This is a genomic window from Rheinheimera oceanensis, assembly GCF_018831085.1.
Lineage (GTDB): Bacteria > Pseudomonadota > Gammaproteobacteria > Enterobacterales > Alteromonadaceae > Alishewanella > Alishewanella oceanensis.
The window spans coordinates 327,136-342,453 of sequence record NZ_JAGPNM010000004.1; the positions used below are offsets into that span (position 1 = coordinate 327,136).

Genomic DNA, 15,318 nt, shown 5'->3' on the forward strand with positions numbered 1-15,318 from the left:
AATTAGCTGCTTATCGCACTTATTGCAACAAAAGTGCTTTGCTTCACCTCTTCCATCACCACATAAGTGCGGCTTTCACGCACACTGGGTAGTCTGAGCAGGGTTTCTCCCAACAGTTCCCGGTAGGCGGCCATATTTGCTACCCGGGTTTTCAGCAAAAAATCGAAGCTACCGGATACCAGATGACATTCCTGAATTTCTTCCAGTTTTTGCACAGCTTTGCTGAACTCATCAAAATCTTCCGGTGAGGTTTTACTTAAGGTAATTTCGACAAACACCAGTAAGGCAGCGCCAACTTTATGCGGGTCAATCTGTGCACTGTAGCCTAAAATCACACCCTCAGCCTCCAGCTTACGTACCCGCTCCAGGCAGGGCGTCGGGCTTAGCCCTACCCTGCGTGCCAGTTCTACATTAGCTAAACGGCCGTCACGTTGTAACTCCAGCAGTATTTTGCGATCTATTCTGTCTAACTTCTTGATACTTTTACTTAAAGAGTACATAGCAGCTAAAAAATTTGCTTTTTTAATTTAAACAGAATTTTGCACTACTGCAGCACCATAAAACAAGCATTAATTCTACAAAATTAGCAGTATACTGCGCACAAATTTTACCTCAGCCAACATTTACCTCAGAAAAAGGCATAACATTATGATCATTGGCGTACCAAAAGAAATTAAAAACCATGAATACCGCGTAGGCATGACACCGGCCAGCGTGCGTGAACTGGTAAATAACAAGCACAGCGTGCTGATAGAAACCAACGCTGGTATGGGCATCGGCTTTACCGACGACGATTACACCGCCGCCGGTGCTACAGTAATGGGCACCGCAGCAGAAATTTTTGCCAAAGCAGACATGATTGTTAAGGTAAAAGAACCTCAGGCGGTTGAACGCGCTATGCTGCGTGAAGGCCAAATCCTGTTTACTTATCTGCACCTGGCACCGGATTTACCGCAAACGCAGGATTTGATCAAATCTAAAGCAATTTGCATTGCCTATGAAACTGTTACTGATAACCGTGGCGGTTTACCGCTGTTAGCACCAATGTCTGAAGTGGCCGGCCGGATGTCAATTCAGGCCGGAGCCCGTGCACTGGAAAAATCATGTGGTGGCCGCGGTATGCTATTAGGCGGTGTACCGGGCGTTGCTCCAGCTAAAGTTGTCGTGATCGGTGGCGGTATGGTTGGTACTAACGCTGCACAAATGGCACTGGGTTTAGGTGCTGACGTTACCGTACTGGATCGCAGTGTTGATGTACTGCGCCGTATTAATGCCCAGTTTAACGGTGCAGTAAAAGCGATTTACTCTACTGCTGACGCGCTGGAGCAGGAAGTACTGGCAGCTGACTTAGTAATTGGTGGTGTGCTGGTACCTGGCGCTGCAGCACCTAAGCTGGTTACCAAAGATCATATCAGGCGGATGAAGCCAGGCTCAGCCATTGTTGATGTTGCTATCGATCAGGGCGGTTGTGTGGAAACCTCTAAGCCAACTACCCATGCTGAACCTACCTACATCGTGGACGACGTTGTGCACTACTGTGTAGCTAACATGCCTGGCGCGGTGCCACGCACCTCTACCTTTGCACTGAACAACGCTACCCTGCCGTTTATTATCCGTTTAGCTAATAAAGGTTATAAGCAGGCACTGCTGGATGACCAGCATTTAATGAATGGTTTAAACGTGATACACGGCCATGTAACTAACCAAAGTGTTGCAGAAGCGTTAGGCTTCAGCTTTGTTGAGCCTAAAGTTGCGTTAAATGCTTAATGCTCAATAAATAAACAACTGAGATAAAGGCTGCTTTTGCGGCCTTTTTTTATTTTTTAAGGCTTTTTTATTACCAGACAACGGTTTATTTGCATTTTGCTATATACATTCATACCAGACCTGCTATAGTGATTCCCGGCCTGTAAAGCAGACCTATGTAACAAAATGTTTATGAAAACTTCGCTACACAGCTTCATTGTAAGTCATGTCCTGAAGATTCACGCACGTTTGGCCGCATAAGTAAGGTAACAGTCAGGCTAAAAGCGCAATTAAGCGTCAATTAGTTTTATTAAATTTTTAGGAGTCATTCATGGCTAAAGTAACTGGTGTAGTAAAGTGGTTCAACGCTGATAAAGGTTTCGGTTTCATTACTCAGGATAACGGCGGCGCTGACGCATTCGTTCACTTCCGTGCAATCCAGACTGAAGGTTACAAAACCTTAAACGAAGGCCAACGTGTAGCTTTCGAAATCGAACAAGGCCAAAAAGGCCCACAAGCTGCTAACGTTACAGTTCTGTAATTTAAGCACTTGCAAAAAAAGGACACCACGGTGTCCTTTTTTATTGCCTGTAATTTAGTGCCTTAAAAGTTAAGCACCTAAACACAGGCGCCCTATTTATAATCACGGCTGTATACCCTACTGCTCTTCTCTGACAAAAGCGATATCAGCAAAGCCCATACGGGCAAACTCTTGTTGCCGGTAATTTTTCACTGCTGCGCCGCGCTTGGCTGTCATGGCAACCTGCTGCTCCATCGCCAGAAAGCGGGTTAAATCTATGCCTTCAGCAGCGGCCACGGCTTCATACATATCGTGGTGCTTGTCATAGCTGAAGTTGATCACTTTGCGCTGTTTGTTAAAGGTATAGCTAATTTTTCTGGCCATCTGCCACTCCGGCGGGTTTAACTGCGCTGCGTACAGGCTTACACAACATACAGGATAGTACTAATAACACCGAACCTGTTGCCAGAGTCAGTAAATTTTCATTGCGGTTCCACAGCAAAATATTCACCAGCAAACCGGCCGGGATCAGCATATTGTTCATTACTGCCAGCATGCCACTGCTTACCAGAGTCGCACCTTTGTTCCACCAGTAATAACCACCACCGGATGCCACCAAACCCAGCCACAGCAACACTGCCCATTGGGTATTGTGCTGCGGATACTGTGCTGAGCCCAGTAACAACCAGGCCGGTAACACGACGACAAGCGCCCCCAGATAAAACCAGCCAAACAGCTGATGCTGCGCCAACTTAACCGGCTGCCTGGCCAGCAGCACTTTATAACCTACCTGCCCTATAGCAAAACACAGATTGGCGCCCTGTACTACAGCAAAACCGAGCCAGTATTCCTCCGTTAAGCCTTTATAGCGCATTAGCGCTGCAGCAATAACCGCCAGCAACGCCGCCAGTAAAAAGCGATACTGAAACCGGCGTTGCAGCGCATCGTAAAGTAAGGTGATATATACCGGCGTAAAAATGGTAAAAATTAATACTTCCGGCACCGTTAGCAATATAAATGACTGATAATAAAATAAATACATCAGCCCCAACTGCACCGCCCCCAAAGCTGACAATTTACAGGCCAGTTGCCAGGGTAGCTGGCGCATAAAGGGCAAAAATACCAGCAGAGCCAGCGCAACTCGCAGCAAAACAGCAAAGTAAGCGTCAACCTGACCTGCCAGATAAACTCCGATCAGGCTAAAAGAAAACGCCCATAGCAGAGTTACCCCGACAAGATAGCTCAAGCGCAGTTTTCCGTTTGCTGCTGTAATTGCTGCTTAATCAGTGGTGCGGCATAAAGCGTACTTAGCATAGGGGCAGCCGCTGCAGGTAGGGCTTGTAAACGCTGCTGCCACAGTTCAATAACAGCGTCATCCACCGAGGCATGCTGCTGACCTGCTGCCAGGTAATTTACCGGAAACAAGCGGTATTGCTGCCAGATTTGCTGGTCAATTAACGCAGCAAGTTGCTCCGGCTCTGCCGGCACACTGGTTAGGGGTTTGCCAAAAGCAACATGCACCCGGCCTTTGTACCCGACTATGCCTTTGATAATGCTGTCAATATCTTCAAACTCGCCTTTTTGGTATGAGCCCTCTGTATGCTTTTGCCACAACTCGTTTATTTTATTAATATCACAAGGGTCGTATTCGTACGATAAACACACCGGTACAATGTTTAAACCGGCCATATAAGTAGCAAAATCTTCACCGCGTTTTTTGCCTTCCATATAAAACATTTTCAGAATAGCCGGGTCGGTTTCATCATTACCGTCTTTGGCACGACCTTCTTTTTGCGCAATCCATACCGACTGCTGCTGTTGCAGTGAGTGCTTAATGTAAGCCGATAACTGCGATAAATTTTTCAGCATTTCGCGCGGGCCTTTGGCACCACGCTTTACAATAAAACTTTTATTAAGCTTCATCAGCTCGGTAGCGCAGGCTTTGCGCAGCAGATTATCGCCAATGGCAATACGTACTGTATCAAAGCCATTATGATGCAGGCACCAGTTTACCAATGCCGGATCCATGGCAATATCACGGTGATTAGACACAAACAGATAAGCCTGGCTTGCAGTCAGGTTTTCTAAACCCGATACGGTAATTTTATTGGTGGTGCTGTCTATCATCCGGTCCATAAAATTGGCAACCTGTTTTTGCACCGCATGCACGCTGTTTAATTTTGCCCAGCGCCGCTTTAAGGCAAATTTAACAATAGGCGACAACAACCAGCCGAACGGGCCGGATAAATGCGGAAAACGGTAATGCAAAATAGCCTGAATAAACTCGTCATCAGCAATTAAACGGGCTATTGCCGGAGCAACTTCATCATCATTGTACGGCCGGATATCGGCATATAAATCTTGGTCTGACACTGGGATCACTACGTATGAGGCTCAAAGAGCGAACTATTTTACTGAGTTAATCAAAATTCACCAGTAGCGAAAGCCAATTGTTTTTCAACACAGTCGGCATAACCCCCTGTTGCCTTATCGCATAAGCATTGCAACAGGTAAATTTATACAGACAATACAAAAAAACAACATAGGGACTGCTCCAGATGCACAAAATAATGATAACAGCGTTAATGCTGCTAAGTTTTACCACCTACGCTACCGCCTTTGATATCCGCTTTACCGGGCAAGCCAATACCGATGCCGATACATTAGTACTGCTTAGTGCCAGCAATGCCCCCCAGCAACAGGAGTCGCTAAAGCAACTGGCTGACAGCGAAAATTTCAGCGGCAAAGCCGGCCAGAACCTGCAGTGGCTTGCACCGGCAGCGCCTTACAGCAACTATAAGCGTGTTGTGCTTTTAGGTGTTGGTAACGCAGCAGAACACACAGCAAATACTGCAGCTATCATCGGGGCAGATCTTGCCCGCTTTCTGGCTAAATCTGCGGCAAAAAATATTGTTATAGATGCCAGCCAGATTAACAGCAGCCTGGCTGATACTGAGCTGGCAGCCCAATTGGCTTTTGGTGCAACGCTAAGTGCTTACACATTTAACCGCTACAAAGCCAAACCAACTGGTGGCAAAGCTGATACTAAAGGCCAGCAACTAAACTTTGTAGTAGCCAATGCCAGTGAAGCTCAGCGGCGTCATGCCCAGTTAAGCGCCATTGCCAATGGCGTCATTCTGGCGCGGGATCTCACTAACGAGCCTGCTATGGGGCTGTCACCAGCCAATTTTGCCGATAAAGCCAGTGAGCTGAAAAAACTGGGCGTAAAAGTTACTGTTTTTGATGAGAACGCGCTGCAAAAAAACAATATGGGCGCCATTTTAGCCGTTGGCCGCGGTAGTGCCCGCCCGCCACGGTTGGTTATTGCCCACTGGCAAGGCAGCCAGCAGGCTCCTCTGGCAATTATTGGTAAAGGCATTACCTTTGACACCGGCGGTTATAACCTGAAAACCCAGGCAGATTCTATTATCCGTATGACCAGCGATATGGCTGGTGCAGCAGCGGCACTTGGCACTATTGCTGCGTTAGCCGAGCAAAAAGCCGCGGTAAATGTGGTGGCTGTAATGGCACTGGCAGAAAATATGATTTCTGACCGCGCCTACCTGCCGGGAGATGTGGTTAATACGGCAGCAGGTATCAGTGTTGAAATAATTAACACCGATGCTGAAGGCCGTATGGTAATGGCTGATGCGCTCTGGTACGCCGAAAAGCACTACAAACCACGCGCTATGGTAGATATTGCCACCCTGACAGGCGCTAAAGTAACCGCACTGGGCGCCTACTATGCCGGTGTATTTAGCAATAACGATAATCTGGTGATGCAACTACAGCAGGCCGGCCAGCAGGTAAACGAGAAACTGTGGCGCCTGCCGCTTAGTGACGACATGTTACCAGAGCTAAAAAGCCGTATTGCAGATCTGCGCAACGGTGGCCGTAGTGCCGGGGCCTCAACCGCAGCACTGTTTTTGCAGCAGTTTGTTGGTAACACGCCCTTCGCACATATTGATATTGCCGGTAATGCTCTGGCTAACAGCAATAGCGGAATAACCCCTGAAGGCGCAACTGGCTACGGCGTACAACTGCTAACGCAATGGGCACTAACCCAGCCTTAATAAAAGCAACAGCCTGAGGCGCTTGCCTCAGGCCCACATTACCGCAATAGCTGCCAGCACAATCAACGCCAGCCCCCAGTGATCGGCTTTTTGCAGTTTTTCTTTAAATACAAAAGCAGAAATCAGCAACATAAACAGCACTTCAACCTGCCCCAGTGTTTTTACCAATGCCACCGATTCCAGGCTCATAGCGGTAAACCAGCCAACAGAGCCAACACAGCTGCACAGGCTGATCAGCAAGGTAAGTTTAGGCCGCTGCCACAAAGCCGTTAACGTGGGCCGGTCTTTTACCGTTAACCACAGCAGCAATAACAGCGTTTGCAGCATAATAACCAGCAGCAATACCCAGGCTGCACCATATGGAAATGGCAAGCCCAGCACTAAACTGGCCTGGCGCACCCATAAGGATGTCAGTGCAAACGCTAAACCGCTGCCAAGGCCCAGCAACAGCACCGGTACGGATAACTGGCGCAAACTGGCACCACTGAGTAAAAATACCGCACAACCCCCTAAAACAACGCCAAACCAGCCGAGTAAGGTTAACGACTCACTAAAGAACACAACGCCCAGCACCGCCGCCAACACGGCTTCACTTTTTGCCAGGCCGGCACCTATGGCGTAATTTCTTAACTTAAATAGTTTTACCATCAGTGCGGTGGCCAGTATTTGTGCCAGAGAAGCGGCAACAATAAAACCGGCAAAATGGCCGCTAAATACCGGCATAGCCACCGGTTGCCACTGATATAACAGGTATAAATAAATTGCCGCTAAAGGCGAAGCCCAGATAAAACGCGCCAGGGTAACACCGGCTACGCTAACATCTTTGCTAAGTTGTTTTTGAAACGCATTGCGCCAGGCCTGCATAAATGCAGCCAGCAAGGTAAAAGGGATCCACAGCACAGCGACACACCAGAAGACGTAAAGACGGCTATACTAACAAAAAAGCGTAAAACTTGATAGCTGGCCGCAGTAATAGCGGCCATTCAATAAGCTGATGGGTTGTTTAATCCATAAAGTCCACTTCAACCGGTGTTGCTGTAGGGCTTACCACCACATTTTTTGCCTGTAAAAAGCTGATATCGTCGGCCGCTTCCGGGTTGTCGTCTACGTCACAGCTTAGCGCTACGGTATAGTTATCAGCCAGAATAAAGCCTATACTGTAGTGGTACTCGCTTACACCATCAAAATATACGTTGGTGCTGGCATAAGGCTGATAGGTATTATCGCCGCCGTTATCTGCTAACTCATCCAGCGGCCGGTCAGCCCCCTGGTACAAATACACCGCAGCTACCGGCACAGAGGCATCAGCCGGGGCAACCGTGCAATTATTATTGATCAGCAGCCCTTCTGCTACCTGGCCGGTTAAATGGCCAACCTCAGTGTTATTAACCAGGCGCAAGCCGGTTGGTTTAAGTAAATAGCCATTTTGCCCCGGCGGGTTAATCAGCGCCTTACGTAAATCGAACTCCAGCGTGTAATTAGCGTTGCCGCCTTCAACCAGTGTTAAACTGCCCAGCTTTAATTCATTTGACGGCACCTGTAACGGTTCACGCATGCCATCTTCCAGTTCAACATAGCTGCCGGGGGCAATTTCCAGCCGCAACTGGCCATAATTGCCGGCTTCAATATCAGCATCGGTCAGCAATGCTTCAGACTTAGCGCCATCCAGCAGCAGTAAATCTACCCCGCGCGTATTAGGAATAATTGTCCCCTGCGCATCACGGCATTCATCATTCGCCTCTGCTGCCGCGTCGTCATCCCCCACGGTAAAGCTCTGATTACCCACGCCATTGCCAGTTAACTCAATTTCGCTAAAACACAGCATAACGACTTTAGCGCCATTTACCGGTGCATCGCTTATTGCCAAACTAAAGCGGGTCATCTGTGGTTGTAATTCATCAGAAGAACTACCACCACAAGCGGCCAGGAACGACAACGATGCCAGTACCGCACTTGTCAGTATTGTCTGTTTCATTAATTTGCCCTCCGTTAGTGCAACCTAACTAATAGCAGCAAAGACTGAATGGTTACTTAATTGCTTAGCAGGCTATTGTTAAACTGGCGAAAATTGCTGCAGTCAGGCGATACAGCATTGCATTCTGGCGGGGAATCATTATGATACGCCGTACGTCGGTACGTAGCGCAGCTTGGTAGCGCACTGTCATGGGGTGTCAGGGGTCGGAGGTTCAAATCCTCTCGTACCGACCATTAAATTCCTCAAAACAAAGCCCCGCTTTTGCGGGGCTTTGTTGTTTTCCACTTACCTATATTGGTTTAGAGTTTAAACCCACTCAGCGATTTTTTCATATCACTGGCCATTTTCCGCAGTTGCTGGCTAGCTACAGACAGCTCAGTCGATTTTGCTGTGGTGCTTTCCACCGCCGTGGCGATATTTTCCATATTTTCATTGATGGTGCCCGACACCATGGCCAGCTCTTCGGTAGCGCTGGCCAGTTGATCGTTAACGTCGGTAATGCTGGATACAGCGGTATTTATACGTTTTAGCGCCTCACTGGCTTGCTGCGAACAGGTTATGGTTTGCTCGGTTTCGGCTTTGCTTTGCGCCATAGATTGCACAGCGTTGGCAGAGTCTTGCTGAATACCCTGAATACGTTTGTTGATATCCTGCGTAGAGGCTTGCGAGCGGCTGGCCAGGGTGCGTACTTCATCGGCTACCACGGCAAAACCACGGCCCATTTCACCGGCGCGGGCAGCTTCAATGGCCGCGTTTAATGCCAGTAAATTAGTTTGCTCGGCAATGGCACCAATAACATCGGTTACGGCCCCAACTTCTTCACCGCGCTTGGATAACTGCGCAATAACCTCAGATACCTGCTCTAACTTCAGCTTTAACGCATCAATAGCGGTAATAGTTTGGCCTACTGAGGTTACCCCGTTTTGTGTTTCGGTGTCGGCATCCCGGGCGGCTTTGGCGGCAGTAGTGGCGCTGCGGGCCATATCTTCACAGGTGGCGGTCATCTCGTTTACGGCGGTAGCAACCTGCGCGGTTTGATCCATAACATTTTGCAAAATCTGCTGCGTTTGCTGGCTGCTGTCATCTAAAGCTTCAGATTGCATCGACAATTGTTCGGCCATTGATATTTGCTGGCTGATAATACTACGCAGTTGGTTAACCAAAATGCCAAGCGCCGCCAGCAAACTGTCGTTGTCACCACTTCGCAGCGCAAACTGCACAGAAAAATCACCGGCTGCAACCTGCTGCACCAATAGCTTGGTGTCGGCCACTTCACCACCGAGCGTGCTTAGTAGCCAACTGCGGATAAATAACGACACTCCCGCTGTTAATAAGATAACAATCAACACCACCGCACCGATTTGCATTGCAACGGCCCAGAATGCCGCTTTTACATCATCGATATAAATACCCGAGCCGAGCACCCAGCCCCAGTTATCGTCTTTTGCTACATAAGACAGCTTGGTATAACGCTCTTCGGTTACCCCGCCGCCTTTTAATGGTTTTGGCCATTGGTATTCAACAAAACCATTACCGTAGCGGCCTATTACATCAACAAAGCTGACAAACAGATTGGCATTATTTAAGGTTTGCTGCTCTTTGCCATCGCGGCTGCGCATTAAGGTAGCGTAGTTAAAATTAGGTCTGTCGAGCACGGTGCCGTCTAAAGCAGGCACCGTCGGGTGCATAATCATTTTGGGAATGGGCCGGCCGGTGTCGTTAATCCAGATGTATTCAGTACCATCGTAACGTATGACCTTAATGGCAGCCATGGCCTGTTGTTGTGCCTGTTCTTTGCTCAGGCTGCCGCTTTGCTCCAGTGTCTGATAATGTTTTACCAGACTAAGGGCACTGTCAATTACCGCCACTACTCTGTTTTCTCTGCCCTCTGTCAGGCTGTGCTGCAAGGCATTTAATGCCACTGCACCAAGCACCATAAAACCAAGCAATGCCAGTAAAGGAATGCTTAACAAACGCCCGCCTACGGTTTTCCAAAATCCCATGATGTATCCTTTTTTATTTACTTCGATGTTCCTGATTTAGCAGTTAATTTCACTGCCAGAGTCAAAGCTTTTTTTACTTTATCAGCATAGCCTGTGCTTTATAAGCTGTCACATCTTGTAATTAACAAATAACCACGTTAGAACTGATACCTGGTAATTACCGGAGTGGCTTGTTATGCAGTTTTTGTATCGCGTTAGCTTTTATTTATTATTCAGCCTGGCTGTACTTTCACCCGCGGTACAGGCTTGCCTTAAAGGTCAGGCAGCCGTGGCTTCGCCGGATCAGTACGGTGCCGCAGTGGCAGAGCAAATACTAAAAAGAGGCGGCAATGCGGTTGATGCTGCAGTAGCAACTGCTTTTACACTGGCAGTAACCTACCCCGAGGCGGGCAATATTGGCGGCGGTGGTTTTATGACACTGTGGGTTGACGGTAAAGCTTATTTTCTGGATTACCGCGAAACCGCCCCTGCAGCAGCCCATCGCGATATGTATCTGGATGAAGAAAAACAGGTTATTGAAAACTTAAGCTTAATTGGCCATAAAGCCAGTGGCGTGCCGGGCACAGTAATGGGGTTATGGCAGGCACATCAGCGGTTTGGCAGCCTGCCCTGGGCAGAGCTGATACAACCGGCTATTTACTATGCCCAAAATGGTTTTACTGTAGCAGAAAACCAGTATCAGTACCGTGCCGATTTACTTAGCCAACTGGAAGGCAAAACCAATTTTGCCCGCTATTTTGCCGCTATGCAGCCCAACGAAAATTTTATTCAGAGCGAGCTGGCCAGCACACTAAAACGTATCGCTGAGCATGGCCCGGCCGACTTTTACCAGGGTGAAACGGCTAAATTGCTGGTAGCGCAAATGCAACGCGGTGGCGGCCTTATCACTCTTGATGATTTAGCGGCATATAAAGCCGGTTGGCGCGAGCCGGTAATCACCCCCTGGCGCGATTACCAGTTGGTAACTGCAGCACCACCAAGCTCTGGTGGTATTGCGCTTAGCCAGTTGCTGGCGTTAAAACAGCGGCGCAGTGCCGACTTTACTAATGTTGCGCTTAATAGCAGCCAGTATGTGCATTTAATTGCTGAGATAGAAAAACGCGTATTTGCTGATCGCGCCGATTATCTGGGCGATCCTGATTTCACTACAGTACCGCAGCAGCAACTGCTTGACAGTGCATATTTGGATAAACGCGCAGCTGAAATAAACCCTGCAGCAATATCTGCCACCGCAGCGGTAAAACCGGGGCTGGAGGGCTACCATACCACGCACTTTTCTGTGCTGGATAAAGACGGTAATGCTGTGTCTAACACCTATACTCTGAATCTGGATTTTGGCAGCGGTGTAGTAGTAGAAGGTGCCGGTTTTTTACTGAATAACGAAATGGACGACTTTTCTGCCAAGGCCGGCGTTCCCAATGCCTTTGGCGTAGTTGGCAGTGATGCCAATGCCATAGCACCGGGCAAACGTATGCTGTCGTCAATGACCCCCAGCCTGCTGATAAAAGATGGTAAAGTCGGGTTGGTGATCGGCACACCGGGCGGTTCAACCATTTTCACCTCTATTTTTCAGGTAATGACGAATTTATATGACTACCGGTTACCGCTGGCTGAAGCTGTGGCTGCACCGCGTTTTCATCATCAGTTACTGCCCAAAGATCAGATCACCATGGAGCCTTACTCCCCGCTTAGTACAGCAGTACAGAATGAGCTAAAAGCCAAAGGTTATAAGTTGGTAACTCAAGGCTGGAACCTTGGTGATATTCAGGCAATTCAGGTGGTAGATGGCAAAGTAACAGCAGCTGCCGATCCGCGCTCACGTGGGGTGGCTAAGGTAATTAACCTGCATTAACACCACTGTTTGGCAATAAGGCTTTAACTTTAATTCTGTACTAAAGCCTTATTGTTGCAGGGCCACGTTTATGCAACATTCAGTAGTACATCATCCTGTTATTGCCGGAGCCGTTATGCCCAAACTTAAGTTGGTTAGTTTTACGCTGTTATCTGTTTTTGCATTACCGCTGACAGCAGAGCTGACATTGCCCAAATTGCAGCTGGCTGAGCAAATTACCTTGTCTGGCTTATCCAGCGGCGCTTATATGGCTGGCCAGTACCACTTAGCGTTTGCAGAACAGGTTAGCGGTGTAGCGATGCTGGCCGGTGGCCCGGTATATTGTGCGCAAAACAGTTTAGGCCTGGCGCTGGAACATTGTTTTAATAAAGCCAGCAGCTCGCCGGATATGAGTGCAATAAACCAGTATTTAACCGCGCAGCGCGCCACGGGCAAGCTGGCGCCGGTTACAGCAGTTAAAGATGACAAAGTATGGATTTTTCACGGCAGCAAAGACACCACAGTATACCCCGGCCTGGCCGCCTTACTTCACCAACAGTACCTGAAATGGGTAAATAATGACAATATTGCGCTGATAACAGATAAAGCCTTTAGCCATACCTTCCCGACAGACAATACCGCTTTGGGTAATTGCGATCTATCTGAGCCGCCTTTTCTGGCCAGCTGTAATTATGACGCTGCAGGCGAGTTGCTTAAACACTTACTGGGCAGCGTTAAGGCTAAAACAGCCAGCAGCGATGGCCGGTTAATCACAATTAACCAGCATCAGCTGGCCCCTGCAGCCAAAGATACCCTGGCTGAAACCGGTTATTTGTATGTACCCCAAAGCTGCACCAACGGCGAAAGCTGCCGGTTACATGTTAGTTTTCATGGTTGTAAACAAAATGCCGCCAGCGTAGGCGAGGCCTATGTAACAGGCAGCGGGCTGAATAATTATGCCGACAGCAATAATATTGTGGTGTTATACCCGCAAACCACTGCCAGCAGTATAAACCCGTTTAACCCTAACGCTTGTTGGGATTGGTGGGGCTATACCGGAGCTGATTACGCTACCAGAGAAGGGATGCAACTTAAGGCCGTACATCAGTTAGTGCAGGCCTTCACAGATTAATTTACTGCACCATGCCGGCTGGCAAGATTTGCTCTACACCGCCAAGGCGTTTGGCCATTTGCATAATGCGATCATGGTGTTTTGCCAGTGCGGTTTTATCATCTGCGGTTAAACAGCCGGTTAACGTTTGGTAATACTGCTGGCCCTGCTGAATGCTTTTTTCGGTTTTTTGCCGTTGCGCTGCCGGTAAAAACATCAACGCCTGGCGTGATACCTCCAGCGCTGGCTGCACAGTGTCCAGCACTGGCCAGGTTACTTTGGCACTTAACTCAACAAATTGCACCGGCGTAAAGCCGTGCTCTTTCGCCAGTTGTTCAATTTGTGTCTGATAAGCGGAATCCTTTTCCTGTGCGCTAAGCTCACGGTAGTGGCGCGGCCAGTCGCAGTGTTGCTGCAACTTAAACTGCTTGTTTTGTGGCCTTTGCTCTAACTGCTGTAATTTTGGCAGCATGGCTTCAAACTGGTCCAGGTTAGCATCTGTCAGCACTGTTGCAGCCATTACAGGCGCAATAAACACACTAAGCAGTGCTAAGCTGGCAATGCTGGTTCGCTTAATCATAGTATCTCCGTAATGTATGTTATTGCGCCATCTGAACAGGCCCTGGCTTAATCCAGCCTGAAGCTTGTGCCGCAACGCTCAAACGAAAGCCCCGCTTTAAACAAAAAACAACACGGCCAACCCCAATGCCAGTATTAGCAGCGTGGCAGCTAACAACTTATTCGCCAGTGCCCTGCCGCCCAATATATATACCAGGGCGCATTTAACAACCGTATTACTCAATGCCGCTACAGTAACTGCACCTGCCGCCAGTGCTATGCCTTCTGGTATACGCCGGGCATAGTCTGCCATTGACAAGGTTATGGCATCCACATCGGTTAAACCAGCTACGGCGGCCAGCAAATACATACCTTCGCTGGCAGCATATTGCTCGGTAAGCTTTACCAGCAGCAAAATAACCGCAAACAGTGCACCAAACTTCATTGCTGCAATCAGGCTAAACGGGTTACTAACCTTAACGGTACTTTGCTGTGGTGCCTGATAACGCCTGCGGCCAAGCTGGTAGTAAATGGCCGCCATAGTGGCAGTAGCTGCCGCCATAACACTAAACGGCAGCCACAAATGCGCCAGCAAAGGTTTATGCACAATACTTACTGTTACCAGCACACGGATAAACATTACCAGCCAGGCCAGCAATACCCCGCAGGCCTGAGTATCGGCAGCCAGAGGATCAGGTTCAAATTTGCTGCTACGGGCAAAACTTAAGGTAACGGCAGTAGACGATGCCAGGCCACCACTGATGCCGGTAACTACGGCGCCATGGGCAGCTCCAAGCCAGCGCACGGCAACATACCCCAGCAGCGACATTGAGGAAATCAGTATTACCAGCAACCAGAGCCGGTAAGGGTTAAGTGCCTGCCAGGGGTCTACCGGTTCATTCGGTAATAATGGCAGTACAATAAAACTGGCGATCAGCAGCTTGACTCCGGCGTATAAATCTTCATTGTCGATTTTACTGACCATAGTGTGCAGCGGCCGTTTAAAGGTAAGAATGGCCGATGTCAGTATACCCAGCATCACGGCAAGCTCGGCATAACCAAACATCACTGCGCCACCGAGTAAACACACGGTAATCGCGCTGATTTCACTGGTTAAGCCTAACGCCGTCGGATTATGGCGGTTTTCCAGTATGTAGGCAGTGAGTACTGCCAGGGCCACCACCAGTACCGTAATAACAAATAACCACGGCGATTGCAGATGCAAGGATAACCAGGCCGATACTGCGCCTGCCTGAGCAAACAAAATATAGGTGCGTAAGCCGCCAAAACTACCGGGATGTTCGTCGCGGCGGTGTTTTTCCCGCTCAATACCAACCAAAGCCCCCAACATCAAGGCGATTAAAAAGTTTTGCACCATATCTATATCAAATTCAGACACTTTTTATTGAACTCAATTGGTTAGCGGTTATTGGCCACAGCATAGCGCAGTTTTTCCGGCCGTGGCAGATGCAACCGCAGCAAACAGTTAAATTGAGCAAAG

The 15,318-nt window shown here is 48.6% G+C and carries 14 protein-coding genes and 1 tRNA gene; 6 read left to right on the forward strand and 9 right to left on the reverse strand.

Annotation, left to right across the window (positions count from 1 at the left end; all coding sequences use genetic code 11):
• Positions 1 to 2: 2 nt before the first annotated feature.
• Positions 3 to 500: a leucine-responsive transcriptional regulator Lrp gene (lrp, locus tag J3B89_RS11670; RefSeq protein WP_215397736.1), complete on the reverse strand. Its 498-nt coding sequence runs from the start codon at positions 498 to 500 to the stop codon at positions 3 to 5.
• A 148-nt stretch (positions 501 to 648) separates the two neighbouring features.
• Here lrp and ald point away from each other — a divergent pair, with 148 nt between their 5' ends.
• Together ald and cspE are read left to right on the forward strand one after the other, a co-directional pair.
• A complete protein-coding gene (ald, locus tag J3B89_RS11675) occupies positions 649 to 1,767 on the forward strand; it encodes an alanine dehydrogenase (RefSeq protein WP_215397737.1) in 1,119 nt (372 codons plus the stop codon).
• A 310-nt stretch (positions 1,768 to 2,077) separates the two neighbouring features.
• Entirely contained in the window at positions 2,078 to 2,287 is a 210-nt protein-coding gene (gene cspE / locus J3B89_RS11680) for a transcription antiterminator/RNA stability regulator CspE (protein WP_027670166.1), read from the forward strand.
• A gap of 117 nt (positions 2,288 to 2,404) precedes the next feature.
• Here the strand turns inward: cspE and J3B89_RS11685 are convergent, their stop codons facing one another.
• The 3 genes from J3B89_RS11685 to J3B89_RS11695 are packed head-to-tail and all read right to left on the reverse strand — an operon-like array spanning position 2,405 to position 4,639.
• A complete protein-coding gene (locus tag J3B89_RS11685) occupies positions 2,405 to 2,650 on the reverse strand; it encodes a DUF2960 domain-containing protein (RefSeq protein WP_215397738.1) in 246 nt (81 codons plus the stop codon).
• Positions 2,634 to 3,512, reverse strand: coding sequence for an EamA/DMT transporter family protein (locus J3B89_RS11690; RefSeq protein WP_215397739.1), 879 nt, complete (start codon positions 3,510 to 3,512; stop codon positions 2,634 to 2,636). Before J3B89_RS11690 ends, J3B89_RS11685 begins: the two co-directional genes overlap by 17 nt.
• Positions 3,509 to 4,639 carry a lysophospholipid acyltransferase family protein gene (locus J3B89_RS11695; protein ID WP_349814215.1) on the reverse strand — a complete coding sequence of 377 codons (1,131 nt, stop codon included), beginning with the start codon at positions 4,637 to 4,639 and terminating at the stop codon, positions 3,509 to 3,511. The genes J3B89_RS11690 and J3B89_RS11695 overlap by 4 nt, the downstream gene beginning before the upstream one ends.
• Before the next feature lie 185 nt (positions 4,640 to 4,824).
• Between J3B89_RS11695 and J3B89_RS11700 the strand changes: the two genes are divergently transcribed.
• Entirely contained in the window at positions 4,825 to 6,339 is a 1,515-nt protein-coding gene (locus J3B89_RS11700; RefSeq protein WP_215397740.1) for a leucyl aminopeptidase, read from the forward strand.
• Between the two features lie 27 nt (positions 6,340 to 6,366).
• On the opposite strand, the gene J3B89_RS11705 is transcribed toward J3B89_RS11700, so the two are convergent.
• Together J3B89_RS11705 and J3B89_RS11710 are read right to left on the reverse strand one after the other, a co-directional pair.
• A complete protein-coding gene (locus J3B89_RS11705; protein ID WP_215397741.1) occupies positions 6,367 to 7,239 on the reverse strand; it encodes an EamA family transporter in 873 nt (290 codons plus the stop codon).
• Positions 7,240 to 7,342: 103 nt separating this feature from the next.
• On the reverse strand, positions 7,343 to 8,314 hold the full coding sequence (locus tag J3B89_RS11710; protein WP_215397742.1) for a DUF4382 domain-containing protein: 972 nt from the start codon (positions 8,312 to 8,314) through the stop codon (positions 7,343 to 7,345).
• Positions 8,315 to 8,470: 156 nt separating this feature from the next.
• Here J3B89_RS11710 and J3B89_RS11715 point away from each other — a divergent pair.
• Positions 8,471 to 8,547, forward strand: a tRNA-Pro gene (locus tag J3B89_RS11715).
• Positions 8,548 to 8,613: 66 nt separating this feature from the next.
• On the opposite strand, the gene J3B89_RS11720 is transcribed toward J3B89_RS11715, so the two are convergent.
• On the reverse strand, positions 8,614 to 10,317 hold the full coding sequence (locus tag J3B89_RS11720) for a methyl-accepting chemotaxis protein (RefSeq protein WP_215397743.1): 1,704 nt from the start codon (positions 10,315 to 10,317) through the stop codon (positions 8,614 to 8,616).
• Between the two features lie 175 nt (positions 10,318 to 10,492).
• On the opposite strand from J3B89_RS11720, the gene ggt reads away from it, so the two are divergent.
• Both ggt and J3B89_RS11730 read left to right on the forward strand, forming a co-directional pair.
• Positions 10,493 to 12,169 (forward strand): gamma-glutamyltransferase, encoded by a 1,677-nt coding sequence (gene ggt / locus J3B89_RS11725; RefSeq protein WP_215397744.1) that lies wholly within the window; start codon positions 10,493 to 10,495, stop codon positions 12,167 to 12,169.
• Positions 12,170 to 12,239: 70 nt separating this feature from the next.
• Positions 12,240 to 13,280: an extracellular catalytic domain type 2 short-chain-length polyhydroxyalkanoate depolymerase gene (locus J3B89_RS11730; RefSeq protein WP_251372357.1), complete on the forward strand. Its 1,041-nt coding sequence runs from the start codon at positions 12,240 to 12,242 to the stop codon at positions 13,278 to 13,280.
• A gap of 1 nt (position 13,281) precedes the next feature.
• Here J3B89_RS11730 and J3B89_RS11735 read toward each other — a convergent pair whose 3' ends face one another.
• Both J3B89_RS11735 and J3B89_RS11740 read right to left on the reverse strand, forming a co-directional pair.
• Positions 13,282 to 13,839, reverse strand: a complete 558-nt coding sequence (locus J3B89_RS11735; protein ID WP_215397745.1) for a hypothetical protein — start codon at positions 13,837 to 13,839, stop codon at positions 13,282 to 13,284.
• A gap of 96 nt (positions 13,840 to 13,935) precedes the next feature.
• The gene (locus tag J3B89_RS11740; RefSeq protein WP_215397746.1) at positions 13,936 to 15,216 is read right to left on the reverse strand and encodes an MgtC/SapB family protein; all 1,281 of its coding nucleotides are present in this window, start codon (positions 15,214 to 15,216) and stop codon (positions 13,936 to 13,938) included.
• Positions 15,217 to 15,318: the final 102 nt, after the last annotated feature.

What these genes read in the sequence shown, in the direction of transcription:
- J3B89_RS11720 (WP_215397743.1), bottom strand. Translation starts at nt 10,317, where the DNA reads ATGGGATTTTGGAAAACCGTAGGCGGGCGTTTGTTAAGCATTCCTTTA.
- ald (WP_215397737.1), top strand. Translation starts at nt 649, where the DNA reads ATGATCATTGGCGTACCAAAAGAAATTAAAAACCATGAATACCGCGTA.
- J3B89_RS11685 (WP_215397738.1), bottom strand. Translation starts at nt 2,650, where the DNA reads ATGGCCAGAAAAATTAGCTATACCTTTAACAAACAGCGCAAAGTGATC.
- J3B89_RS11730 (WP_251372357.1), top strand. Translation starts at nt 12,240, where the DNA reads ATGCAACATTCAGTAGTACATCATCCTGTTATTGCCGGAGCCGTTATG.
- J3B89_RS11700 (WP_215397740.1), top strand. Translation starts at nt 4,825, where the DNA reads ATGCACAAAATAATGATAACAGCGTTAATGCTGCTAAGTTTTACCACC.
- cspE (WP_027670166.1), top strand. Translation starts at nt 2,078, where the DNA reads ATGGCTAAAGTAACTGGTGTAGTAAAGTGGTTCAACGCTGATAAAGGT.
- J3B89_RS11735 (WP_215397745.1), bottom strand. Translation starts at nt 13,839, where the DNA reads ATGATTAAGCGAACCAGCATTGCCAGCTTAGCACTGCTTAGTGTGTTT.
- lrp (WP_215397736.1), bottom strand. Translation starts at nt 500, where the DNA reads ATGTACTCTTTAAGTAAAAGTATCAAGAAGTTAGACAGAATAGATCGC.
- J3B89_RS11710 (WP_215397742.1), bottom strand. Translation starts at nt 8,314, where the DNA reads ATGAAACAGACAATACTGACAAGTGCGGTACTGGCATCGTTGTCGTTC.
- ggt (WP_215397744.1), top strand. Translation starts at nt 10,493, where the DNA reads ATGCAGTTTTTGTATCGCGTTAGCTTTTATTTATTATTCAGCCTGGCT.